Annotated in this window: 21 protein-coding genes, 1 tRNA gene and 1 pseudogene; 10 read left to right on the forward strand and 13 right to left on the reverse strand. The window is 64.4% G+C overall.

All coding sequences use genetic code 11. From position 1 onward, the window contains the following. Nucleotides 1-1473: zinc ribbon domain-containing protein (locus tag HGO92_RS13530; RefSeq protein ID WP_169995662.1), on the forward strand; the 1473-nt coding region annotated here is incomplete at its 5' end. Between the two features lie 45 nt (nt 1474-1518). On the opposite strand, the gene HGO92_RS24260 is transcribed toward HGO92_RS13530, so the two are convergent. Beyond that, nucleotides 1519-1647 carry a hypothetical protein gene (locus HGO92_RS24260; RefSeq protein ID WP_277351900.1) on the reverse strand — a complete coding sequence of 43 codons (129 nt, stop codon included), beginning with the start codon at nt 1645-1647 and terminating at the stop codon, nt 1519-1521. Nucleotides 1648-1802: 155 nt separating this feature from the next. On the opposite strand from HGO92_RS24260, the gene HGO92_RS13535 reads away from it, so the two are divergent. The 5 genes from HGO92_RS13535 (at nt 1803) to HGO92_RS13555 (ending at nt 6404) form a co-directional block, all read left to right on the forward strand. Then, the gene (locus HGO92_RS13535) at nt 1803-3122 is read left to right on the forward strand and encodes a sugar ABC transporter substrate-binding protein (RefSeq protein ID WP_169995664.1); all 1320 of its coding nucleotides are present in this window, start codon (nt 1803-1805) and stop codon (nt 3120-3122) included. Continuing rightward, on the forward strand, nt 3119-4081 hold the full coding sequence (locus HGO92_RS13540) for an ABC transporter permease subunit (RefSeq protein WP_169995666.1): 963 nt from the start codon (nt 3119-3121) through the stop codon (nt 4079-4081). The genes HGO92_RS13535 and HGO92_RS13540 overlap by 4 nt, the downstream gene beginning before the upstream one ends. Further along, entirely contained in the window at nt 4081-4923 is an 843-nt protein-coding gene (locus HGO92_RS13545; protein WP_169995668.1) for a carbohydrate ABC transporter permease, read from the forward strand. Before HGO92_RS13540 ends, HGO92_RS13545 begins: the two co-directional genes overlap by 1 nt. Nucleotides 4924-4951: 28 nt before the next feature. Then, a complete protein-coding gene (locus HGO92_RS13550) occupies nt 4952-6220 on the forward strand; it encodes an ABC transporter ATP-binding protein (protein ID WP_169995670.1) in 1269 nt (422 codons plus the stop codon). A gap of 110 nt (nt 6221-6330) precedes the next feature. Next, a tRNA-Gly gene (locus HGO92_RS13555) sits at nt 6331-6404 on the forward strand. 80 nt (nt 6405-6484) lie between these two features. On the opposite strand, the gene HGO92_RS13560 is transcribed toward HGO92_RS13555, so the two are convergent. Then, nucleotides 6485-7522, reverse strand: coding sequence for a YrzE family protein (locus HGO92_RS13560; RefSeq protein ID WP_169995672.1), 1038 nt, complete (start codon nt 7520-7522; stop codon nt 6485-6487). Between the two features lie 176 nt (nt 7523-7698). Here HGO92_RS13560 and panD point away from each other — a divergent pair, with 176 nt between their 5' ends. The 4 genes and pseudogenes from panD to HGO92_RS13580 all read left to right on the forward strand — a co-directional run bounded on the left by panD (nt 7699) and on the right by HGO92_RS13580 (nt 11952). After that, a complete protein-coding gene (gene panD, locus HGO92_RS13565; protein WP_205834492.1) occupies nt 7699-8112 on the forward strand; it encodes an aspartate 1-decarboxylase in 414 nt (137 codons plus the stop codon). A 21-nt stretch (nt 8113-8133) separates the two neighbouring features. Beyond that, nucleotides 8134-8949 (forward strand): annotated as a pseudogene (locus HGO92_RS13570) (AEC family transporter). Between the two features lie 77 nt (nt 8950-9026). Then, complete coding sequence (locus HGO92_RS13575) at nt 9027-10889, forward strand: helicase HerA-like domain-containing protein (RefSeq protein WP_240974625.1); 1863 nt, start codon at nt 9027-9029, stop codon at nt 10887-10889. Nucleotides 10890-10965: 76 nt separating this feature from the next. Then, nucleotides 10966-11952 carry a zinc ribbon domain-containing protein gene (locus tag HGO92_RS13580; RefSeq protein ID WP_346768957.1) on the forward strand — a complete coding sequence of 329 codons (987 nt, stop codon included), beginning with the start codon at nt 10966-10968 and terminating at the stop codon, nt 11950-11952. Between the two features lie 134 nt (nt 11953-12086). Here HGO92_RS13580 and HGO92_RS13585 read toward each other — a convergent pair whose 3' ends face one another. From HGO92_RS13585 to ppsA, 11 genes are all read right to left on the reverse strand, one after another. Continuing rightward, nucleotides 12087-14129, reverse strand: a complete 2043-nt coding sequence (locus HGO92_RS13585; protein ID WP_169995676.1) for an NHL domain-containing thioredoxin family protein — start codon at nt 14127-14129, stop codon at nt 12087-12089. Beyond that, the gene (locus tag HGO92_RS13590) at nt 14126-16282 is read right to left on the reverse strand and encodes a bifunctional copper resistance protein CopD/cytochrome c oxidase assembly protein (RefSeq protein WP_169995678.1); all 2157 of its coding nucleotides are present in this window, start codon (nt 16280-16282) and stop codon (nt 14126-14128) included. The genes HGO92_RS13585 and HGO92_RS13590 overlap by 4 nt, the downstream gene beginning before the upstream one ends. A 123-nt stretch (nt 16283-16405) precedes the next feature. Further along, the gene (locus HGO92_RS13595; protein ID WP_074701034.1) at nt 16406-16693 is read right to left on the reverse strand and encodes an HU family DNA-binding protein; all 288 of its coding nucleotides are present in this window, start codon (nt 16691-16693) and stop codon (nt 16406-16408) included. A 269-nt stretch (nt 16694-16962) separates the two neighbouring features. Further along, the gene (gene rpsN, locus HGO92_RS13600) at nt 16963-17268 is read right to left on the reverse strand and encodes a 30S ribosomal protein S14 (RefSeq protein ID WP_169995680.1); all 306 of its coding nucleotides are present in this window, start codon (nt 17266-17268) and stop codon (nt 16963-16965) included. Nucleotides 17269-17271: 3 nt separating this feature from the next. After that, nucleotides 17272-17439, reverse strand: a complete 168-nt coding sequence (rpmG, locus tag HGO92_RS13605; protein WP_005266311.1) for a 50S ribosomal protein L33 — start codon at nt 17437-17439, stop codon at nt 17272-17274. Further along, on the reverse strand, nt 17439-17675 hold the full coding sequence (rpmB, locus tag HGO92_RS13610; RefSeq protein WP_074701032.1) for a 50S ribosomal protein L28: 237 nt from the start codon (nt 17673-17675) through the stop codon (nt 17439-17441). Before rpmB ends, rpmG begins: the two co-directional genes overlap by 1 nt. 425 nt (nt 17676-18100) lie before the next feature. Next, nucleotides 18101-18592, reverse strand: a complete 492-nt coding sequence (locus HGO92_RS13615; protein ID WP_169995682.1) for a MarR family winged helix-turn-helix transcriptional regulator — start codon at nt 18590-18592, stop codon at nt 18101-18103. A 71-nt stretch (nt 18593-18663) separates the two neighbouring features. Further along, nucleotides 18664-19407: a VIT1/CCC1 transporter family protein gene (locus tag HGO92_RS13620; protein WP_169995684.1), complete on the reverse strand. Its 744-nt coding sequence runs from the start codon at nt 19405-19407 to the stop codon at nt 18664-18666. A 2-nt stretch (nt 19408-19409) separates the two neighbouring features. Continuing rightward, a complete protein-coding gene (locus HGO92_RS13625) occupies nt 19410-20183 on the reverse strand; it encodes a GDSL-type esterase/lipase family protein (protein ID WP_169995686.1) in 774 nt (257 codons plus the stop codon). Nucleotides 20184-20246: 63 nt separating this feature from the next. Next, the gene (locus HGO92_RS13630) at nt 20247-21098 is read right to left on the reverse strand and encodes a pyruvate, water dikinase regulatory protein (protein WP_169995655.1); all 852 of its coding nucleotides are present in this window, start codon (nt 21096-21098) and stop codon (nt 20247-20249) included. Next, the gene (gene ppsA / locus HGO92_RS13635; protein WP_169995688.1) at nt 21095-23530 is read right to left on the reverse strand and encodes a phosphoenolpyruvate synthase; all 2436 of its coding nucleotides are present in this window, start codon (nt 23528-23530) and stop codon (nt 21095-21097) included. The genes HGO92_RS13630 and ppsA overlap by 4 nt, the downstream gene beginning before the upstream one ends. Nucleotides 23531-23664: the final 134 nt, after the last annotated feature.

The following is a 23664-nucleotide window of genomic DNA, read 5'->3' on the forward strand; positions in this document are numbered from 1 at the left end:
GGAAAACTCTCGCGCGTCCACGCGCTGCTGGGACCGTGGCGGTCCGCTCTCGCAGGCATGCAGTCCCAGCTGCACCGGCAGCTCCTCGACGGGAAGCCGCTGATGAAGCGGATGCCGACAAAAGCCAGGGACCTAAGCTTCACGACCGAGCTGTCCGCCCGGCAGGTCAAGTCCGTTTACAACCAGACGTTCCAGGCCATGAACTCGTGGACCGGCCTGGTCAAGAACGCCGTTCGGGAACTGATCAGCGGCTCCCGGCTCGACGACGAGGCTCGCACCATCCTCTACCGGGTGAACGCCCGCAAGGCATGGTACGCGAAGGAACTCAGTCTCCCGATCCTGGTCAACACCGCAACGGGCGAAGTCCGGCACAGTGACGGCAAGCCCGGCAAGGGCTGGGCCGCGAAGGAACTTCCGGTACCTGCCGAACTGCTCAGGCTCTGCCGCCATATGGTCAAGCAGGTCAGCAGGCATGCTGTTTCGTTGCCGGACCTGTCCCGGGTGAACACGATGCTCATGGACGGCACCATAGCCCAGGTGGAATCCTCGAAGGACAGCTCCTTCGATTACTGGCTCCGCATCTCCACACTGAAGAAGGGAGACGTCGCACGCATACCGTTCAGAGCCCACCGGCACTTCCGCCACGCACCGGGCGAGGTGTCCGACTTCGTGCAGCTCAACGTCCTCAAGGACGGCTCCCTCCAGTTCGTCCTTCAAAAGAAGTCTCCGCTCGCGCAGCCACGCCCCGAGGGTGAGTACCTCGGCCTCGACTGGGGGATGAAGTCCCTTTTCGCGACCAGCGACGGCCGCCTCTTCGGCGTCGGCGCCATGCCACACCTCAGGGAGCTGGACCGGCAAGCGCTGGAACTGGCCAAGAGCCTGCAACGGCAGGGCATCCGGCCCAAGACGAACCGCCGGCACCGGAATCTGCAGCGACGCATGCGCGACTACATCACCAACGAGGTCAACCGCATCCTCAACAAGCTCTCGACCGAAGACATCCAGGGCCTGGCCGTCGAGAAACTCGACGCCAGGGGCGGCGGCATGAGCCGGGACATGCACCGTCTGGTCACCCGCTTCGGCCGCGCCGCCATCAAGAAAAAGTTGGCATCCCTGCAAGAAGACACCGGCCTCGACGTGATCGAGGTCAACGCCGCCTACACCTCCAGGGAATGCTCATCCTGCGGCCTCGTCCACGACGGGAACCGCAAGGGACTCAAATTTCGCTGCCGCTTCTGCGACAGGAAAACCCACGCCGACATCAACGGTGCACGAGTCGTTCTGTCAAGACGTTCTTGGCATACCCAAGGCGACTCGAAAACCAAGTCACAGCGTGGGACAGTCCGCCAACGGCTGGACGATGCGTTCAAGGCCCGCTGGGGCTGCGCACCGCCTACCAGAGGCTCGACAGGGAACCCGAAGACCGGCTCCCGACGCCGCCCCGCAGTGCGGCTAGTTACGGCCCCTTCCTGAAGGATCCGTGTGAATGCGTGGAGACATGGAGAGTATTCCATGAATTCACGAACTGTCGCGGCAGCTCCACTCCAGTTGGTGGGCAGGTTGCTCCCAAGCAGAGTCCTGCAGCCGGGCCAGGTGGTCGAGAACGTGATCAGCGACGGCACGCAGATCATCCGCGGTGGGCATCATGTCTCGATCCTGTACCATTTCCGTCCAATTTGTCGCCCCTTTGTAGCGCAAGCCGTACTTTGGGGCTTATGGTCAAATCGAAAGGTTGCTTAGGACCGTCTCTTCCCCCGAGGATTCAGTCTGAGCGTCTACAAGGATGTGGAGGCGCAGTACCGATGCCACAGCACGAGAGGTTTGAGCCCCGGAACCGTAAGAAACCACGCGCCCTGGCCGGATTAACCCTGGCTCTGGGCGCCATGCTTTTAAGCGGCTGCAGCGAAGCGGAAAGCGTGCCGACGCTGACCTGGTATATCAACCCCGACGACGGCGGCCAGGCCGCCATTGCCGAAAGATGCACCGCCGATTCCGGCGGCGCTTACCGCATAGAAACCTCGCTGCTCCCCAACGACGCGGCCGCCCAGCGCGAACAGCTGGCCCGCCGCCTCGCCGCCGGAGACTCGTCCCTTGACATCATGAGCCTGGATCCGCCGTTCATCCCCGAACTCGCCGAGCCGGGCTTCCTGGCTCCGGTGCCCGACGACGTGGCACAGCGGACCACCCAGAACGTGGTCGAGGGCGCGTTGGCCGGTGCGCAGTGGAAGGACGAACTGGTCACCGTCCCCTTCTGGGCCAACACCCAGCTGCTGTGGTACCGCAAGTCGGTGGCAGAAGCAGCCGGACTGGACATGAGCCAGCCCGTGACATGGCAGCAGATCATGGACGCCGCGGCCAGCCAGGATAAGTTCCTGGGCGTGCAGGGCCAGCGCGGGGAATCAATGACCGTCTGGGTCAACGCGCTGATCGAGTCCGGCGGCGGGCAAATCATCCAAAACCCGGAGGCACCCGCCGCGGAAATCGAGCTCGGCCTGGTCTCCGAGGCCGGCCGGGAAGCCGCGGAAATCGTTTCGACCATCGGCAAGGAAGGGCTCGGCGGTCCCGGCCTGGCCACCCAGGACGAGAACTTCTCGATGATCCTGTTCCAGGGCGACAAAGGCTCGTTCATGGTGAACTGGCCTTTCGTCTGGCCAGCCACCAACAGTGCCGTTGAGGCAGGGTCCCTGGATCCGGAACTGATCGAGGACATCGGCTGGACGCTGTACCCCAGGGTCAACGCAAACGAACCGGCCGCGCCTCCGCTGGGCGGGATCAACCTCGGCGTCGGCGCCGCGAGCGACCACCCGGACCTGGCCTACCAGGCCATCGAGTGCATCGTCTCCCCCGAGAACCAAGCCGAGTATTTCATCACCAACGGCAACCCGCCGTCGAACACCGAAGCCTACGAAGACCCCCGGATCGAAGAGGCCTTCCCTATGGCCGACACCATCCGGGAATCCCTTGAACTTTCCGCGCCGCGGCCGCAGACCCCCTACTACAACGAGGTCTCCATCGGCCTGCAGCAGAACTGGGCACCGCCCAGATCCGTCGATCCGGCAACCACACCGGAGCAGACTACCGAATTCATCCTTGCAGTACTCCGAGGGGAGAGCCTGCTGTGAGTACCACGGTCAAATCAAGCAACCCGGGCACCAAAGCCGCCAAGCGTGCAGCCCAGCCCTACAGCGAACGGGCCAAGGGCGAGCGGCGGCTGGGCTGGCTGCTCGCCGGTCCGGCGTTCGTCGTCATGCTGGCCGTGACGGCCTACCCCATCGTCCAGGCCGGCTACGACTCGCTCTTCAACTACCGCCTGACCGCGCCGTCGGAGCGGGAGTTCATCGGCCTGGGCAACTACGGCGTCATCCTGACCGACTTCGTCTGGTGGCGGGATCTGGGCGTAACGCTCCTGATCACGGTCATCACCGTCATCGTTGAGCTGATCCTGGGCTTCGCGCTGGCGCTGGTCATGCACAAAGCGCTCAAATCCGTCCGCGGACTGCTGCGCACCGCCATCCTGGTGCCCTACGGCATCATCACGGTGGTCTCCGCCTTCGCCTGGTTCTATGCCTTCGACATCAACTCCGGCTACGTCAACAACTGGTTCGACTGGGTGCCTGGCATAGATCCGGATCTTAACTGGTTCGCGGGCACCTGGACCTCGCTCTTCGTCATCATGGCCTCGGAAATCTGGAAGACCACGCCCTTCATTTCGCTGCTGCTGCTGGCCGGCCTGGCCCAGGTCCCGGATGAACTGACGGAGGCAGCGGAGGTCGACGGCGCCACCTGGTGGGAACGGATGAGCCGGGTGATCCTGCCGAACATGAAGGCGGCCATCATGGTCGCGGTGCTCTTCAGGGCACTTGATGCCTTCCGCATTTTCGACAATGTGTTCATCATGACCAACGGCGCATTCGGCACGGAAGTGCTGTCCCTGCTTGCCTACCGCACGTCCATCAGCCGGCTGGAGATCGGCATGGGTTCGGCCGTCTCCGTCCTGCTGTTTATCTGTGTTCTGCTGATCTGCTTCATAGCCATCAAGCTGTTCAAGGTCGACCTTGCCGGCGCACGAGGGAGTAAGTAATGAAGAATTCATCGACCAAGGAAAAGGTGACGTGGGCGGTCATTTCCGTGCTCGTCCTGCTGTACGCACTGTTCCCGGTGGCTTCCATCCTCGCGACCTCCTTCAAGCAGCCCAGCGACCTGACCACGGGTAAGTTCCTGCCCACCGAATGGAGCACAGTCAACTACGAACAGATTCTGGTCGGCGACGCCCAGGGCCTGTTCCTCAGTTCGCTGCGGAACTCGATCGGCATCGCCCTCATCGCCACCTTCATCGCCGTCGTTCTGGCCACCTTGTGCGCCTATGCGATTGCCCGTCTGGACTTCCCCGGCAAGAAGATGATCCTCACCACCGCGCTGGCGGTCTCCATCTTCCCTGTCATCTCAATCGTGACCCCGCTGTTCAACCTTTGGCGGACCATCGGCCTCTATGACACTTGGCCCGGACTGATCATCCCCTACCTGTCGCTGACGCTGCCGATCTCCATCTGGACGCTGGCGGCGTTCTTCCGGCAGATTCCGTGGGAGCTGGAGCAGGCTGCCCAAGTCGACGGCGCCACCACGTGGCAGGCGTTCCGCAAGGCGATCGTCCCGCTGGCCGCGCCGGGCGTATTTACGACGGCGATCATCGCCTTCTTCATCGCCTGGAACGATTTCGTCTACGGCATCTCCCTGACCTCGACGGAGGCCGCCCGGCCGGTACCGGCGGCACTGGCCTTCTTCACCGGCGCCTCCCAGTTCGAGGAACCCACCGGGGCCATCTCGGCGGCGGCCATCATTGTGACCATTCCGATTGTCCTGCTGGTGCTGCTCTTCCAGCGCCAGATTGTCTCAGGCCTGACCCAGGGCGCCGTCAAGGGCTGACCCGCTGCGCATAGAAAAGGATTCGACCATGGCCTCGATTACTTTGAACAACCTCGTCAAGCAGTACGGGGACGGCTTTCCTGCCGTGAACGACGTCAGCATCGATATAGCCGACGGCGAGTTCATCATCCTCGTCGGCCCTTCCGGCTGCGGCAAGTCCACCCTGCTCAGGATGATCGTGGGCCTGGAGGACATTACCTCCGGGGACCTGCTGATCGATGGCAAGCGTGTGAACGAGAAGGCACCGCGTGACCGCAATCTGGCCATGGTGTTCCAGAACTATGCCCTGTACCCGCACCTGACGGTGTTCGAAAACATCGCCTTTCCGCTCCGGCTCGCCAAGGGACGGCACAGCGAGGCCGAGGTCCAGCGGTTGGTGACCGAGGCCGCCAAGACACTGGAGCTGACGGACCATCTGCAGCGCAAGCCGGGAAACCTCTCCGGCGGCCAGCGGCAACGGGTGGCCATGGGCCGCGCCATCGTGCGGCAGGCCGATGCCTTCCTGTTCGATGAGCCGCTCTCCAACCTGGACGCGAAACTCCGCGGCCAGATGCGTTCCGAAATCTCCCAGATGCAGCGCCGGCTCGGGGTTACCTCCGTCTACGTCACCCACGACCAGACCGAAGCCATGACCTTGGGCGACCGGGTTGCGGTGCTGAAGAAGGGCGAACTGCAGCAGATCGCCTCGCCGCGCGAGCTGTACGAGCAGCCGGTCAACCTGTTTGTCGCCGGCTTCATCGGCTCGCCGTCGATGAACTTCCTGCCCGCAACACTGGAAGGCAACAAGCTCAAGACTCCCGTCGGAGACATCGAAGTCTCGGAGGAGAAAGTCCGGGTAGCCGAGGGCAAACGCGTGGTCCTGGTGGGCATCCGCCCGGAATACTTCGAAGACGCCAGCATGGTGGACGAGAGCAAGCGCCAGCAAGGCTCCACCTTCACTGCGGAACTGACGCACACCGAATGGCTGGGCAACGAACAGTACGGCTACATCAAGTTCGACCCGGATCCCGAGGTCCGCGACCTGCTGGACAACCTCGCTAGGGAGATGGACGCCGATGAGCTCAGGCCGCAGATCGTGGTCACCCTCGACGCTGCCAGCCGGATCCGCGGCGGCCGGCCAGCCGAATTGTGGCTGGACACCCGCAAGATCCACCTGTTCGATCCGGGAACCGGCGAAAACCTGACCCGGGACGCCGCGGCAGGAGCCGCCCTGACCGACGAAGCAAACGCTGCGCGCGCCGAGGAAATCGCCGACGCCCGGGAGCGGGACGCAGCGACAAAGCAACAGGCTTCCTGAACCGCTGGGCCGCCTGCATGTCGCAGTTCCGCAGTTGGCCAAGGCTGGGGTAAGCTGAATCTCGTTGTTTTCAACCGGGATCATCGTCCAGTTTGTTGGACGGTCCTCGTGCGGGCGTAGCTCAATGGTAGAGCGCTAGCTTCCCAAGCTTGATACGCGGGTTCGATTCCCGTCGCCCGCTCCAATTTCCCGCGTCCGCCCCTTTGGACGATGGGCGGAACCGCGGCCGGGGCTCCGGTTATGGCCCCGGCGCGAACGGCCTGCTCAGTACTCGTTGTCCGGACCGAAGCCGGCCCGGTCCACCTTGCGGTGGAAGCGCATTCCAGCCAGCCCGCCCAGCAAAGCTCCGCCCAGCGTCAGCACCAGCACGATTGCCAATGCAATCAGCCCCGGAACCGTCAGATCCTGGATCGCAGCAGACACGGCCGAGTTGCCGGTAAACGAATTGATCACGTCCATCCCACCCGTTGCCAGGCCGACGACGCTGGCCACGACGGCCATCACGATTCCCCAGAGCCAGACCGCCAGTCCCTGACGGACGCCATCAAAGCGCGCCATGCGCCCGGCAACGTAACCGCCGGCAAAATAGGACAGCAGCAGAATGACGCCCAGGACTATGGCGGCAGGGATAGCCGCGGCCCCGCCGCCGGAGGCAATCGCCTCCGGATTCTGGAGATCGTTGAGGGCAGAGAAGCCAAAGGCAACCGTAATGCCCGTGGCGATGGAGAGCAGCAGGACGATCATGCCGGTGGCACTGAGCCACCCGAAGAACGCTGAGCCCAGCTTCACTCCGCCGAACGCGTCACGCTGCCGCACGAACACGGCCTCGCGGTCCAGCGGCGTCACGGGCCGGTATGCGTCGGTATCCCGGGGCTGGTATTCACCGCCGGACTGTTCGTCGGTGCTGGCCTGGTCACCGGTATAGGCCCGTTCGGCGCTGATGCGCCGTCCTGCCGGGGCAGCAGCCGCCACGCCGGAAGTGTTCAGGACGGTCGTGTCGTTGCTTCCGGAGCTATCGGGAGTGCCAAGGACCGTCGTGTCGTTGCTTCCGGATGTGCCTGTGCTGCTGGTGCTGGCCGCCGGTGCGGCTGACCGGTCAAGCGGCCTGGTTTCCGTGCCTCCGCTCCCGGCAGCGGTCCGGTCACCTTCACCGGCGGTATTCAACACGGTGGTGTGTGCGGCCGTGTCCCCCTCGTCCACCGGCGGCCGGCCGGATTCCGCTACTTGCTCCTGCCACAGGGGGTTTTCGCTCCCCCTGCGAGTGCCGTCGTCGTTCTTTTCCCGGACCTTGTCTTCGCTCATCTTGCGGGCCTCCTGCTTCGATGGCCACCATCGCCGCTTGGCTACGGCAGGCTTGTGCTCCTGTTTCGTCTACCCTAGTCCGGGCCCCGGACGCAGGCCAGCAAGTGGGGCCGGTGTGCCGGTCCGGCCGCAACCCACCGTAGGTTTTCGATCCGCTACCGCTAAACTTAAAAGCGATGAACCGAAAAATGTTTAAGTCCAAGATCCACCGCGCCACGGTCACGCATGCCGATCTGCACTATGTCGGCTCCGTCACCGTGGATCTCGACCTGCTCGATGCCGCGGACATCCTCCCGGGGGAGCTGGTCTCCATTGTGGACGTCACCAACGGCGCCCGGTTGGAGACCTACACCATCGCCGGCGAACGTGGCTCCGGGGTCATGGGCATCAATGGCCCTGCTGCACACCTGGTGCATGAGGGCGATACCGTCATCCTCATCACGTATGCGGACATGACCACCGATGAAGCCAAGGCCTATGTGCCCACCGTTGTCCATGTCGATGGCTCCAACAAGATCCTCGAGCTGGGCACGGATCCGGCCGAGGCTCTTACCGAAGGCCTGATGCGCCCGCCGTTCGCCATTAAGTAGGGGCGCAGTGCCGCCGCCGTCCTGGGTGTCATCGCCGGCTTTTCCGTTGTCTGGGTGGTGATCCTGACCGGCTTCGCGGCCGGGCGGGCCAACGTGCTCGGCCCCGAAGGCAGCCGTGCGTCGCAGCGGTCAGCGCCGTCGTCACGGCCATCGTGTTCCTGCTGTCCGCCAGGCTATGGCTGAAACGGGACCTCTCCGATGCGCTGATCGGTTCTTCGCTGGTATTCGGCCAATCTGGGGCTGCCCGTGGCCGCCTATGTGCTCGGCGATGCGACTTTGGTGGCGCCGGTACTGATCTTCCAGCTGGCCTTCTTCTCGTCGGTTTTCCTGATGCTGCTGGATTCGAATACCAGCCGGCACCGGACCACCGTCTTCAGCTTCTTGTTCCAGATTGTCCGCAACCCGATGATTATCGGCACAGGGATAGGCCTGCTGCTCGCGGTCACCGGTTGGCAGCCGCCCGAACTGGTCATGGAGCCGATCCGGCTGATCGGCGGAGCGGCGGTACCGGCGACGCTGATCGCTTTCCGCATTTCCCTTAACGGGTCCAAACCGCTGCAGGCCGGCGGCGGACGCCGGGTCGACGTGGTTCTCGGATCGGCTTTCAAACTGGTGCTGCAACCGGCCGTCGCGTAGTAAGTGGCGCGTTTCGCCTTGGGCATGGAGGGGCACCTGCTGTTTTCCGCCGTCGTGCTTGCCGCTTTGCCCACTGCCCAGAACGCCTTTGTCACCGCGCCGCGCTATGAGCACGGCATCGTCATTGCCAAGGACACCGTCCTGCTGACCACGATAGTCGCGGTGCCGGCGATGATGGGACTGGCGGCGCTGCTGGCCTGACCGGCAGCGCAGCCAGGGGTGCAACAGGACAGCAACGAGATGCCTCTGGAGTGCTCACGCTGTGTAGGCTGGCGTTCATGGTGATGACTCCCCCTGACGGGCATCTGGACAAGATCCGCAAGGGCTACTCCTTCGACGGCCCGGCCCTTCACCTGGGCGCCGCAATGCTCGACGGCGAAATCCACCAGGACGCGCCCGTGCGGCTGCCGGTCGCGATGATGAACCGGCACGGGCTGGTCTCGGGCGCCACGGGAACCGGCAAGACCGTCACCTTGCAAGTCATGGCCGAGCAGTTGTCAGCCCACGGCGTGCCGGTCTTCCTCGCCGATATCAAAGGGGACCTGACCGGCCTTTCCACCCCGGCAGGCGGCAGCGACAGACTGCGCACGCGCGCGCAAAGCGTCGGCCAGGACTGGAACGCCAGGTCCTTCCCGGTGGAATACTTCTCCCTGGGCGGCGACGGCAAGGGAGTGCCCGTGCGGGCCAGGATTTCCGATTTCGGGCCGCTGCTGCTGGCCCGGGTGATGGGCTTGAACGAAACGCAGGAGTCCAGCCTCCAACTGGTCTTCTATTACGCGGACAAGAACGATCTGGAGCTTTATAACCTGGCGGATCTACGCGCCGTAATCTCCTTCCTCACCTCGGATGAAGGCAAGGACTCGCTGGAGGCCCTGGGCGGCCTGTCCAGATCCACCGCCGGCGTCATCCTGCGCGAACTTGTCATGCTCGAAGCGCAGGGCATGGACAAGTTCTTCGGCGAAACCGAGTTCGACTCTGCGGAGTTCCTGCGGTTGGCTGAGGACGGCCGCGGTGTCATCTCCTGCCTGGAACTGCCGACCCTGCTGGCGCGACCCGCGCTTTTCTCCACGTTCCTGATGTGGCTGATCGCGGACCTCTTCGCGGAACTGCCCGAGGTCGGGGACGCCGAGAAGCCCAAGCTGGTGTTCTTCCTCGATGAGGCGCATCTGCTCTTCCGCAACGCCTCGGACGCGTTCCTCGAATCCATCACGACCACCGTTCGGCTGATCCGGTCCAAGGGTGTAGGCATCTTCTTCGTCACGCAGGCGCCCAAGGATGTGCCGTCCGAGGTACTTGGCCAGCTGGCAAACCGGATCCAGCATGCCCTGCGCGCGTTCACGCCCGACGATGCCAAAGCGCTCAGGGCCACTGTGTCCACCTTCCCCACCAGCGCCTATGACCTGGAGGAAGTGCTGACCAATGCCGGCACCGGGGAGGCCGTGGTCACGGTGATGACTGAACGAGGTGCTCCGTCGCCTGTTGCCTGGACCAGGATCTGTGCGCCGGAATCCACCATCGGCCCCTCGCCGGCCGCAACAGTAGACAGCATCGTACGGGAATCGCCGCTGCTGCCCGTCTATGCGCCGACGGTGGACAGCCACTCCGCCTTCGAAAAGCTCAGCGGTACGCCCGCTCCTACCCACGACGGCGGACCCGGCAGCGCCGGGAAGGACTTCGGCATCGAGGCCGGGGCGACCGGCGCTGATGGCTCCGGCACCAGCGGCGGCACTGGTATTAATGGCGGCTCCGTCCCGCGGACGCAAGCCGATATCGACGCCGAAGCGCGGCGGATTGAGGAGGCCATCCTCGGCCGGCCGTCCAGCCGCCAGGCAACCAGAACGCCGGCGCCGCTGCCGGATTGGCGGCCTATGCCCGGAGCGGGACAGCAGCGGCAGCCTGAGCACCGCGAATCCCGTAGGCCCGGACCGGGGCAGTCCGCCCCTGAGCGGCGCAATCCGGAGCGGCAACCTCCTGAACGCAGCACTCCGGAACGGCACACCCAGGGACATTCCGGGAAGCCGGGCAAGAAGGACGATACGGCGGATCTGATCAAGGACGTGGCCGTCGAGGCGGCTACTGTCCTGGGACGGGAACTGGTCCGCGGGCTCTTCGGCACGCGGCGCCGTCGTCGTCGTTGGTAGTTGCCCTGCATCGACGGGGCGTAACGTAGCTAACAGCGGTCAAGGTTCATGCCCCGTCAACAGGTAACGTAAGAGCGTGGGAAATTCGACGGTGCTCAAGACGGTGGCTGCATGGCTGCTCTGTTTAATGCTTGCCATAGCCGCCGCCGTGCTGACTGTAGTCCTGGTTAATGCCAACGTCTACAGTCCTCAGCATCAGGTCCGCGCGTATATCGACGCCTTGCGGGACGGCGACGGGGCCAAGGCGCTGGGGCTGTTGCACGCCACCGTTCCGGATGCCAACGCGGCTTTGTTGGACGGCCCCGCGCTCAAGCAGTCCGTGGCTGAGCTGGAGGAGCTCGAAATAGGCGAGCCCGTGGAGATCGACAGCAACCGGGTGGAACTGCCCGTCCGCTACACGATCGACGGGACCGAGCACACCACGTCCTTCGAGCTGGAAAAGTCCGGAACCAGCTGGCTGTTCTTCAACCAGTGGGCCTTTGTTCCCACCACGCTTCCCACCCTCGACATCAGCGTGGTCAACGAGGACGAGGCGTCGCTCAACGGCACGCGCGTTGCCCTGCCGGACGGCAAGGGCGAGTTTTCGGTGTTTGTGCCCGGCACCTTCGAAGCGCACTACACCAGCCAGTTTTTTGCCGCGCCCGCCGTGGAGTCCGTGGTGACCGAACCGGCCGAGGCCGCCGAGGCGCGGCTGTCCTTGTCCACGCAGGCCACGCCCAAGCTGGTGGAAGAAGTCACGGCGCAGGTCCGCGGCTTCCTTGACGGCTGCGCCGAGCAGAAGGTGCTGCAGCCGGCCGGCTGCCCCTTCAGCCAAGCGATGAACCGCGTCCAGGACGACAGCATCAACTGGGACATTGTGGACTACCCCGAGGTGACGATCGAGCCCAGCAACGGCACGTGGATCATGAAACCGCTGTCCGGGACTGCGAAGCTCAATGTGGTGGAGATCGACCTCTTCACAGGCCAGGCCGTCCCGCGCGAGCTGGAGCAGGACTTCACCTTCACCGGCAGCCTCGCCGTCAATGACGGCAACGTCACGCTCACCCCCGTTGTGGAGTACTGAGCCGCTAGACGCCACCGGCCCCGCCTCACGGCGTAGGCCGGCCTTGGACCATCGGGCTGCTGCAACCTGCTAACGACGACGGCGCCCCGGTACCACCATAGGCAGTCCCCGGGCGCCGCTCGGCACCGTTCTCTTTAGTCCAGTCCGCGCAGGTCCAGTGTCAGCTCGCCGCTTCCGCTACCCAGCACTACGGGAATGCCCCAGTCCTGCTGGTACAGGTGGCAAGCCGCGTGGTCGGGAATCTCGCCCCCGGGCTCGCCGTCGCAGGCCGCCGCGCGGGCGGTGATGTGCAGGACGCCTTCGGGAACGTCCTCGGCCAGTACCAGTTCGCGGATCAGGCCTACCGAGGTGCCGCCGCCGGAAACCAGCAGGTTCTCCGGCGAGGAGGAGATCTTCAGCTGGGTGGGATCGCCCCAGCGGTCATCGAGCTTCTGCCCCTTGGGCGCGGCAAACCGCACGGTCAGTGCCAGCGGACCAGCCGAAACCTCGGTCTTCGGGCGCTGCGTCTGCGAGGCGCCCTCGTCCACGGTCAGCGCTTCCTTGGGAAGCGGGATACGGACAAGCTGGTGCTTGTTGGCTTCAACCACGATGAGCAGGGGCTCTCCCCCGTCCGCCACCGCGGAGGTGTCCATCAGCACGTCGGAGGGCTCGGCGAACCCGCGGGCCAGCGTGGAAACGGTCCCGGTGGCCGGATCGTAGCGGCGGACCGCGCCGTTGTAGGTGTCGGCCACGGCCACGGAGCCGTCCGGAAGCACGGTCACGCCCAGCGGATGCTGCAGCCGTGCGTCGGCGGCGTCGCCGTCGCGGAAGCCGAAGTCGAACAGGCCGGTACCGATGGCGGTCTGCACCTGCACCCGCTCGCTGCCGTTGACCTCGGAGAACGAGATAACGCGCAGCGCGGAGGTCTCGGAGTCGGCGACCCAGATGCTGCCGTTGGCGTCCTGGGCGAGCCCGGAGGACTGTGCGAACCATGCTGCGGTAGCCTCACCGTCCTGCAGTCCTTCCAGTCCGGTGCCGGCCAGTACGGCCACCTGCCCGTTGGCCGGATCGAAGGAGAAGATCTGGTGCACGCCAGCCATGGCCACCACCACCTTGTTCAGCGCGGTGGACCACAACACGTCCCAGGGCGAACTGAGCGAGACGGCCAGCGGGTCATCCCCCAGCGAGGAGGAAGCGGTGGCGAGGGCCTCCGCGAGCTCCTCGCCGAGGTCTTCGCCCGAGGCGGCCTCGTCCGCCACGGAGCCCGGGCCTGCCTCGGCCTGGGACGCGGCGGCACGCTGGTTTTCCGCATCCAGCAGGCGCTGGACACCGTTGCCAGCAAGGGTGGCCACGGCGCCGGTAGCCAAGGTAAGTCCCCGCAAACGGTGGTTAACAGAGTCGGCGATAACGACGTCGTACCCGGCCTTTGCGCGTACGTCCTCGGGCAGCAGCGCCAGGCCTTGGGGCTCGTTGAAGCGCGCAGCCTCAGCGGAGCCATCCTGCCAGCCCTTCTCCCCCGAGCCGTAGATGTTCAGCACGGTGTCCAGGTCCGCCGCCAGCTCTACCAGCCGGTGGTGCCCGGTATCCGAAACCAGGAAGGTTTCGCCGGCGGAACCAACACCGTCCGGCAGCGGGACAAGCTTGCCCGGGAAGCGCAGGACACCGGCGGTGGTTTCGGCCGGTACGTAGGGGCCGTCGCCGCGGTGCAGGGTGCCCTTGGCTTCGTGTTCGGCGATCAGCTCTTCGACCAGGGACTCGAGCCCGCCGGCATGGCCTTCGCCGGACAGGTGGGCCACGATGTAGCCTTCCGGGTCGACGACCACCAGCGTGGGCCAGGCGCGGGCGGAATACGCCTGCCAGGTGTCCAGCTCAGGGTCATCCAGCACCGGGTGGTGGATTTCGTAGCGTTCGACGGCGGCGGCCAGGGCCACCGGATCCGCCTCGTGTTCGAACTTGGGCGAGTGCACGCCCACGGTGACGAGCACGTCCCGGTACTTCTCCTCCAGCGGCCGCAGTTCATCCAGCACATGCAGGCAGTTGATGCAGCAGAAAGTCCAGAAGTCGAGCAACACAATTTTGCCGCGCAGATCCTCCAGTCCCAGCTGTTTGCCGCCGGTATTGAGCCAGTTGCGGCCCACCAGTTCGGACGCCCGCACCCGGTAATTGGTGCGGATGGACGTCTCGGCTGCCTCGGTCATGGGGTATCTCCTTGGTTCCGGCTGGAATCTGTGGGGGCCTGGGACGGGGTGCGTGCTACCTGCTCGTCCCGCTGTGCCAGTCTGGCAAACATATCGTTATAAGCGGCCAGCTCCGCATCCTTATTCCTGTCAGCTGCCCGATCTTTACGCTTTGTTTCCCGTGCGTCCGTTCGTGACCACATCAGGGCCACGCCGATGGCCACGCAGAGCGTCGGTATTTCGCCGACTCCCCACATGATGGCGCCGCCCAGCCGCTGGTCTTCCATAGCCGAAAGTCCCCAGTCCCGGCCCATGCTGCCGAACCAAGAGGCCTGCAGCAGCGACGTCGAGCTCGTCAGGGCAACACCGAAGAACGCGTGGAAGGCCATAGTCGCGAAGAGCAGGATCAGCCGCAGCGGGAACGGCGCACGGTACGGCACCGGATCCTGGCCGATCATCGACAGGATAAACAGGTAGCCGGTCAGCAGGAAGTGGACATTCATCAACTCGTGCCCCACATGCTCGTGCAGGGCGAAGCCGAAGGCCGGCGAGTAGTAGAAGATGATGATGGAGCCAGCGAAGTTAGCGGCCGCAAAAAGCGGGTGCGTGATGACCTTGGAGTAGGTCGAGTGGACCAGCCACAGGATCCATTCGCGCGGCCCCCGGCTGCCGTCCTGCCGTGGCGGCAGGGCCTTCAGCGCCAGCGTCACCGGCGCGCCCAGCACCAGGAACAGCGGCACCACCATGGTCAGCGCCATATGGTCCAGCATGTGGGCGCTGAAAAGCACCATGCCATAGACCGCCGGCGCACCGGAGGTAACGTAGGTCAGCGCCAGCAGACCCACAATCCAGCTGGCAGCACGGGCAATCGGCCAGGAGTCCCCGCGCCGGCGGATCCGCACCACGCCGATCAGGTAGGCGATGCCCACAATCAAGGTGAAGGCCACCCAGAGCCAGTCCCAGCGCCAGGTGGTGATCCATGCGGAACCGGTGAGCTCGGGCGGCAATTCGTAGCCGGTCAGGATGCGGGCTGGCGATGCGTCCGGCGGCAGTTCCTCCGGGGTCGGTGGCGCGGTCCGGGCCAGCGCGACAGCCACGCCCGAGATGGCGCCCATGATCAGCAGTTCGACGGCGATCAGCTGCCACAGGACCCGGGCCGCTGATTTGGTGCCCAGCTGCGGCACGATCCATTGCCGGTGCATGAAGCCGATTGCACACAGCAGCAGCGTTGCCAGCGTCTTGAAGACCACGAGGGCACCGTACTCGCTGGCGATCTGGTCCAGGGACGTGATCCGGATACCCGCATTGATCAGGCCGGAGAAGAAGACCAGGAAGAAACTGATCAGTGCCAACGCCGAATAGCGTTTGAGCACGTGTTTGGTGATGTCCTTGGAGCCAAGCGTGCCGGACAGGAAGGCAAGGGCAATCAGCCCGCCCACCCACAGGCAGACTCCCAGCAGGTGCAGGCCGATGGAGTTGACCGCTCCATAGTGGTCGTCGCCGCCCGCAGAGTGTCCGGTCAGTGCCATGGGCAGCAGGCCGCCTACGGTGGCCAGCACCAGCGTGAATGCCAGTCCGGTCAGCGAGCGGACGCCGAAGATCAGGGTGGCCACGATGGCGGCGACGATCGTAATGGCGAGCCAGGCCTGCCCGGTGGCGATGTCCGTCATGTAACCGACCAGCGCCGAGGTGTACCCGGCGTCTCCGCTCAACGGCAGCCCGGAGATGTCGGAGAAGGACAGCACGAGAACAGCGACGGCGGCCAGCGTCCACACAATTGCTGCGCCTGCGGCAAGGGCCAGCACGCGGGTGAACGCCGGGTGCTCGGGACTGTCGTCCTGATGATCGGATTTCCGCGAGCGGTGCAGGCGTTTGGGCACGATAGCCACGGCGAACACCAGAGAGCCGATCACGGCGGCCAATGCGAGGTTATGGACAGCTTTCGCCGCAGGCAGACCCCAGCGCGTGAGCGCCCCGGGGTCCGAGAGCTGGCGGGTAGCTGCGGCCCCGGAATAGACCAGGGCGGCGACGAGGGCAAGGACGACAACGGCGGCTGCGGCCAGGAGCCACAGCTTGCCGATGCCCTCGGCCGTAATCGCGGCAGGACGCAGCGGCTCCCCGGCTGCGGGCTGCTGGGAAGACTGCTTTGCTGATGGTGCTGACACGGTATCCATTCTCTACCCCCAGTAGAATTTCGGCCAATCTGCGCGCAGCAGCACCCTACCCTCCGGCCCTTGGGTTTAAATGACAAGACCGCCGCCGGGAACCGGCAGCGGCCTTGTCAGAAGTTGTTTGGTCTACTTCTTGTTGGAGACAGCAGCCTTCAGCTTGGAACCTGCAGTCAGCTTGACGCTGTGGCCTGCGGCGATCTGGATGGTTTCGCCGGTCTGCGGGTTGCGGCCGGTGCGGGCTGCACGGTCGGTGCGCTCAACTGCGAGCCAGCCGGGGATGGTGATCTTCTCACCCTTGGCAACGGAGGTTGCGAAAATGTCGAAGACAGCGTCCAGAACGCCGTTCACTGCAGTCTGGCTCGTGCCAGCCTTCTCTGCTACTGCTGCGACCAGTTCACTACGGTTGATAGCCAATTTATGTCCTCCTGGACTACTTCGGATATTAGAGCTTTGCACGGTCGTGAAAAGCTTCTGTCCGAAAACTTACCAGTTAAGCCGCCAAGTTCCGGCAAATTCCGCGTGATCTGGCGATTTTTCCCCGAAATTGTGGGGAATCTGCCAGTTTTGGGGACGTTTGCCCGATTCAACTCGGTAATCACGCTCAGGAACCGGGCGGAAGACATGAAAAAGGCGGCGGTCCGAAGACCACCGCCTTTCTTCATGAGGCTATCGCCTGCCGGTTTTTACCAGCTGGACTTCTTGATGCCCGGCAGTTCGCCGGCATGCGCCATGTTGCGGAAGCGAACACGGGAAATGCCGAACTTCTGGAGGGTGCCGCGGGGGCGACCGTCGATCTGGTCGCGGTTGCGCAGGCGGACGGGAGAAGCATTGCGGGGCAGCTTCTGCAGGCCCAGGCGGGCTGCTTCGCGTGCCTCGTCGGATGCGTTTTCGTCAACCAGGGTCTTCTTCAGTTCGAGGCGCTTTTCAGCGTAGCGCTCGACGATGACCTTGCGCTGCTCGTTGCGAGCAATCTTGGACTTCTTTGCCATGTCTTAGCGCTCCTCTCGGAATTCGACGTGCTTGCGGATCTTCGGGTCGTACTTCTTCAGGACCAGACGGTCCGGGTCGTTACGACGGTTCTTACGCGTGACGTAAGTGAAGCCGGTGCCCGCGGTGGACTTCAGCTTGATGATGGGACGTACGTCCTTGTCCTTTGCCACTAGAGCTTCACACCCTTCGCGATCAGTTCGCCGACGACGGCGTCAATACCGCGGACGTCGATGGTCTTGATGCCGCGGGCAGAAAGCTGCAGCGTGACGTTGCGGCGCAGGGACGGAACCCAGTAGCGCTTCTTCTGGATATTCGGATCGAACCGGCGCTTGTTGCGGCGGTGCGAGTGCGAAATGCTGTGGCCAAAGCCGGGTACGGCTCCGGTCACCTGGCAATGAGCTGCCATGATCTCTCCTCCAAGTTTTAGTAAATATTGACGGACCTGCACAGATACAGCGGTGTAGCTGCCTCTGAATCTGCGTGTAAGAGCGCCCGTCACCAGTTTTGACACCGTTATTACTGCGACTTTCCGGAGGTGAACCAGGCGGGGTGAGATCCAGCCGAAGTGCCTCGCCGCGGGGAAGACGGTGAAGTCCAGGCGCCGCATACCGCTGATCCCCGAAGGGACCGGCTCAGCAACAGCCTTAAATTCTAGGTTGACACGGGAATTCACGCAACTTATCGGCTGACCTGGCCTGGCTGCACATTTCTGCCCAGCTGGCGCGGACGACCCACAGGTTGCGTGACTTAACGCCTCTCCATCTTAGGGCCCGGCGGCGTTTCAGCCAAACCGGGAACACCGCCGGCGATAAGGAACCGGGGCGTGAGGGCTCAGCTGTTGATGCGGGGCTCGCGCAGTACCCAGCTGCTCGGCTCCAGCCGCTGGACGATTTTCTTGCCCAACCGCTCCAGATCGGCAACATCCTTGTGGTCGAGCCCGTCAAATACCGCATCGCGCACGGACTCGACGTGGGCCGGGGCAAGCTGCTCGATGGCGGAGTAGCCCTCTTCGGTCAGGGTAGCCATGGTGACCCTGGCGTCCTCGGCGCACGGACTGCGCTTGACCCAGCCGCGCAGTTCCAGCTTCTTGACCACATGGGAGAGCCGGGACAGGGACGAGTAGGTGCGTGAAGCCAGCTCGCTCATCGGCAATGAACGGTCCTCCGCCTCGGAGAGCATAGCCAGGACGTTGTAGTCGAAGAGCGTGACTTTGGCCTCACGCTGCAAGGCGCCGTCCAGATTGCCGGGCAGCAGGGTGGTTACAGCCAGCAAGGCAAGCCAAGCCTGGCGTTCTTCGGGATCAAGCCAACGTGCAGAAGTCATACCTCTATTCTGCCACATACTTGACGATTCAACTTTTCCTCCTGGCTTTGCCGTGGTCCGCGTCAGCGGGGTTAGACGATGCCGCTGGTACCGAGCCATGAACCGATCAGGAACGTGGCCATTAGCGCCAGCGCTCCGCCAATGACAACCCGCGTCACGGCAGGCAGGATGCGTGCACCGCCGAGGTAGGCACCCAGGCCGCCGGTTCCGGCCAGGGCCAGCAGCGTCGCGGCGAATGTCACGGGAACCCGCAGGCCTTCCGCTGGCAGCAGGATGGCCAGGGCCGGCAGGGCGGCACCGGCGACGAAAGCGATGAAAGAGGCAAAGGCAGCGTGCCATGGACTCGCTACCTCGTTTGGATCGATGCCCAATTCTGCCTCCAGGTGCGCGCCCAGGGCGTTATGCCTGGTGAGTTCCAGGGCGACCTGCCGTGCGGTGGCCGCGCTGACACCTTTGGACTCGTAGATTCCTGCCAGTTCCGCAAGCTCTTCCTCGGGCATCTGCTCAAGTTCGCGGGACTCTTTGGCAATGAGGGCATTCTGGCTGTCGCTGGAACTGGAGACTGAGACGTACTCTCCCAAAGCCATGGAGATGGCACCGCCAATCACGGCGGCGAGCGTGGCAGCCAGCAGGGCACCGACATCCGAGGTGGCACCTGCCACCCCGACCACGATGGCGGCGACCGAAACGATACCGTCGTTGGCCCCGAGGACGCCCGCGCGCAGCCAGTTCAACCGGGTGGCTATGCCGGAACCGTGCGGTTCGTTTGCATGCTGGTGGTTGATGCCTGCCGTGGAGTCAGGTCCGCCGCCCATGCCTACGTCCGCACGTTCAGGCTGGCCAGCTGGGGGTACTTTGGCCCTAGGCTGTCCCCGGAGGAAACACCGCGCAGCCGGCGGGCGATCCACGGCCCAACGTGCTCCCTGGTCCAGCGGGCGTTGGCCACCAGCGATTCACGCCGCGTCAGCGTGCTCAAGGCCGGCAGTTCCGGAAGCTCAATAAGATCGTCTACCTGCAAGGTCTCCAGCACCCGCTTGGCCATGAGGGTATGCCCGGCGGCGGACATATGGAGCCGGTCTTCGTCCCAGTACCGCCAGTCCTGGAACTCCCTCATCCGCCAGTAGTCCACAATCCGCGCGCCGTGCTTCTCGGCGATTTCGCGCACCCACTCGTTATAGATCGCTGTGCGGCCCCGGGTCTTCCCGAAAACGGCTGATCCGGCGGAATCGAAACCGGTGAACATAACGACGTCGGCACCGGACTGCGCAAGTCTGGCGATGCCGCCGTCGTACGCTTTCATCAGTTCGTCGATGTCCACACTCGGGCGCAGGATGTCGTTGCCACCCGCGTAGACGGTCACGAGCGTGGGCTCCAGCGCCAAGGCCGGTTCGATCTGCTCGGCGAGCACCTGCCGGATCTTCTTCCCGCGGATCGCCAGATTGGCATAACCCCAGCCCTGGCCCGCCAGCATCAACTGCTCCGCCACCCTGTCAGCCCAGCCGCGCACCCCGTTAGGCAGTTGTGGGTCTTTATCGCCGACGCCTTCCGTGAAGGAGTCACCAAGCGCCACAAACCGTTGAGTAAAAGTCACTCTGACAGATTAACAAACTCCGGCGTGACTACTGGTGCAGAGCCAGTGCCGGCGTTTGGTTAGTCAGTGGCTCAGCTGCATCCGTTGGAGGATCGTGGCGGAGATTTCCTCGACCGACATGGAGGCGGAGTTCATGGAGGGCACCCCGTTGGACCTGTACATCTCCTCGGCGTTACGCAGTTCGTAGCTGCATTGGGCCAGCGAGGCATAGGTGGTGTCCGGGCGGCGTTCCTGGCGTATCTGGCTCAGCCTGACCGGCAGGGAGGTCAGCCCAAAACATTTGTGGATATAGGGCAGCAGCGGATCCGGGAGCGACTGCCGGGAAAAATCCTCCTCGATCAGGGGGAAGTTCGCAGCCAAGATCCCGTGCTGCAGCGCCAGATACATTGCTGTCGGAGTTTTGCCGCACCGCGATGGGGCGATAAGGATCAGTGCCGCGCGCCCGAGGGCTCGGATGGACTGGCCGTCGTCATGTTCCATGGCGTACTCGACGGCGGTCATGCGGGACTGATAGCGGATGGCGTCGCCAACGCCGTGGGCCCTGCCCGGTTCTCCGCTCGCGGTTGCCTGCAGGGCACTCTCCAACTGTGCGATGTGGGCATCGTACAGGTCCACAAAGTGCCCCTTGCTCTGCGAGAGGATCGCGCGCATATCCCGATTGACCGCCGTCGAGAAGACGATCGGCCGCGGGCCCGCGGCCGCGAGGCTGTCAATCGTGCGGACGACACGTTTTGCCTCCTCGGTGGTGGTGATAAAGGGAATGGTGCGGCGTTCGAACCGATGGCCGGGAAACTGGGTCAGCAAAGTGTTGCCCAGCGTCTCGGCGGTGATGCCAGTGCTGTTCGAGAGGAAGAAAACCACGGGAGCGGGGGCGCGCTCCGCCCCCGTGGTTTTGAGTTCACTGGTGCTGGTCAACGGGTCTTGCCCGGATCTGCGCTTGAGACCGTGGAGCGGTTGCCGGTCCGGGCCAGGCGCAGCCAGGTGTCCGTCACGGCGTCCGGGTTGAGTGAGATGGAGCTGATGCCTTGCTCCAGCAGCCATTCCGCAAAGTCCGGATGGTCGCTGGGGCCCTGGCCGCAGATGCCGACGTACTTCCCGCGGGCACGGCAGGCGGCGATCGCCATCTCCAGGAGCTTCTTCACCGCTGGGTTGCGTTCGTCGAAGCCGCCGGCGACGAGCGCGGAGTCCCGGTCCAGGCCGAGGGTGAGCTGGGTCAGGTCATTGGAGCCGATGGAAAAGCCGTCGAAGTAGTCCAGGAACTCATCAGCCAGCAGGGCGTTGGCCGGCAGTTCGCACATCATAACGATCCGAAGCCCGTCCTCACCCCGGCGCAGCCCGTTGGCGGCGAGCAGCTCGGTCACCCCCTGCGCTTCCTCAAGGGTGCGTACGAACGGGACCATGAGCTTGATGTTGGACAGGCCCATCTCGTTGCGCGCGAACTTCAGGGCCTCGCACTCGAGCTCGAACGCCTTGCGGAACGACGGCGAGAGGTACCGGGAGGCACCACGGTACCCGATCATCGGGTTCTCTTCGACCGGCTCGAAGGCGGGGCCGCCGAGCAGGTTGGCGTACTCGTTGGACTTGAAGTCCGAGAGCCGGATGATCACCGGTTCCGGCGCGAAGGCGGCGGCGATGGTGGCGATGCCCTCGGCCAGCCGGCGGACGTAGTAGTCCCGGGGCCCGTCGTAGGCGGCGGTCTTTTCCCGGATCTGCTGCACCGTGTAGTCGGACAGCGCGGCGGGGCGCTCGATCTCGCCTTCCAAGGCCAGCAGGGCGTTGGGGTGGATGCCGATCTGCCGGTTTATGATGAATTCCAGACGGGCCAGGCCGACGCCGCTGTGCGGGAGCCGGGAGAAGCTGAAGGCCTGTTCGGGCGTGCCTACGTTCATCATGATCTGAACCGGCGCCGGCGGCATTGTATCCACCGTGGTTTCGTGCAGCGTGTAATCGAGCAGCCCCTCGTAGACCAGCCCGGCCTCGCCCTCGGCGCAGGAGACGGTCACCGGTGCTCCGTCGGCCAGGATCCGGGACGCGTTTCCGGTGCCGACCACAGCCGGGATACCCAGTTCCCGGGCAATGATTGCCGCGTGGCAGGTGCGACCGCCGCGGTCGGTCACGATCGCCGCGGCCTTCTTCATGATCGGTTCCCAGTCCGGGTCGGTCATATTCGCCACCAGGACGTCGCCGGGCTGGAACGAGGCCATCTGGTCGATCGAGGACAGCACACGCACCTGGCCGGCGCCGATCCGTTGGCCAATGGCCCGGCCTTCGGCCAGGACCTTGGAGTGCTCGTTGAGCTTGTAGCGGGAAATGGTGCCGCTGGCCTGGCGGGACTGGACGGTCTCGGGGCGGGCCTGCAGGATGTACAGTTCCCCGTCCACGCCGTCCTTGCCCCACTCAATGTCCATGGGGCGGCCATAATGGGCTTCGATCGCCACCGCGTGCCGGGCGAGCTGCTCGACTTCGACATCGCTGAGGCTGAACCTGCCGCGCTGCTCGCGTGGCACGGGTACGAAATCGACCGTCCGGCCGACCTCCCGGGACTCGGTGTAGGTCATCTGGACGGCTTTTTCGCCGAGTCCGCGCTTGAGGACCGCCGGACGGCCCGCGGCCAGGGCGGGCTTGTACACGTAGAACTCGTCAGGATTCACCGCTCCCTGGACCACTGCTTCGCCTAGGCCGTAGGAGGAGGTGATGAACACGGCGTCGTTGAAGCCGGACTCGGTATCCATCGTGAACATCACGCCGGAGGTGCCGATGTCGGAGCGGACCATGCGCTGGATACCGGCCGAGAGGGCAACCTCCGAATGGGTGAAACCGTGATGGACGCGGTAGGCAATGGCCCGGTCATTGTAGAGCGAGGCAAAAACGTCCTTGATCGCGTGGAGGACATTCTCCACGCCCCGGATGTTCAGGAAGGTCTCCTGCTGGCCGGCAAAGGAAGCATCCGGCAGGTCCTCGGCCGTGGCGCTGGAGCGCACCGCCCAGGACACCTCCGCATCCCCGCCGTGGGTTTCAACCAGCTGGCCGTACGCGGCCCGGATCTGCTCCTCGAAACCGGCCGGGAACGGAGTATGGCAGATCAGGTCCCGGATCTGTGTGCCGGCCTGGGCCAGTGCGGTCACGTTGTCGCTGTCCAGGTCGTGGAGGATCGCGGCGATCCGATCGTCAAGGCCGGACTCGCCCAGGAAACGCCGGTAGGCGTCCGCCGTCGTGGCGAAACCGTCAGGAACCCTGACCCCGGCCGTGGCCAGGCCGCGGATCATCTCCCCAAGGGAGGCGTTTTTGCCCCCGACCTTCTCAAGGTCGGACAGGCCAAGTTCGGAAAACCAAAGAACGTCGGTCATGGGGTTGTGCTCCTATGCGTGAACGCGCTGATCAGCGCTGTGAACGAAATCGGTAATGCCCAGGGCTGTCCGGGCGGAGTCTGGCGGTATGGGTGGCTGCCTGACCGGGCAGAACTATCCGGCTTCCACCGTGG

The sequence above is a fragment of the Crystallibacter degradans genome, from assembly GCF_012952295.1.
GTDB classification, from domain to species: Bacteria; Actinomycetota; Actinomycetes; order Actinomycetales; family Micrococcaceae; genus Crystallibacter; species Crystallibacter degradans.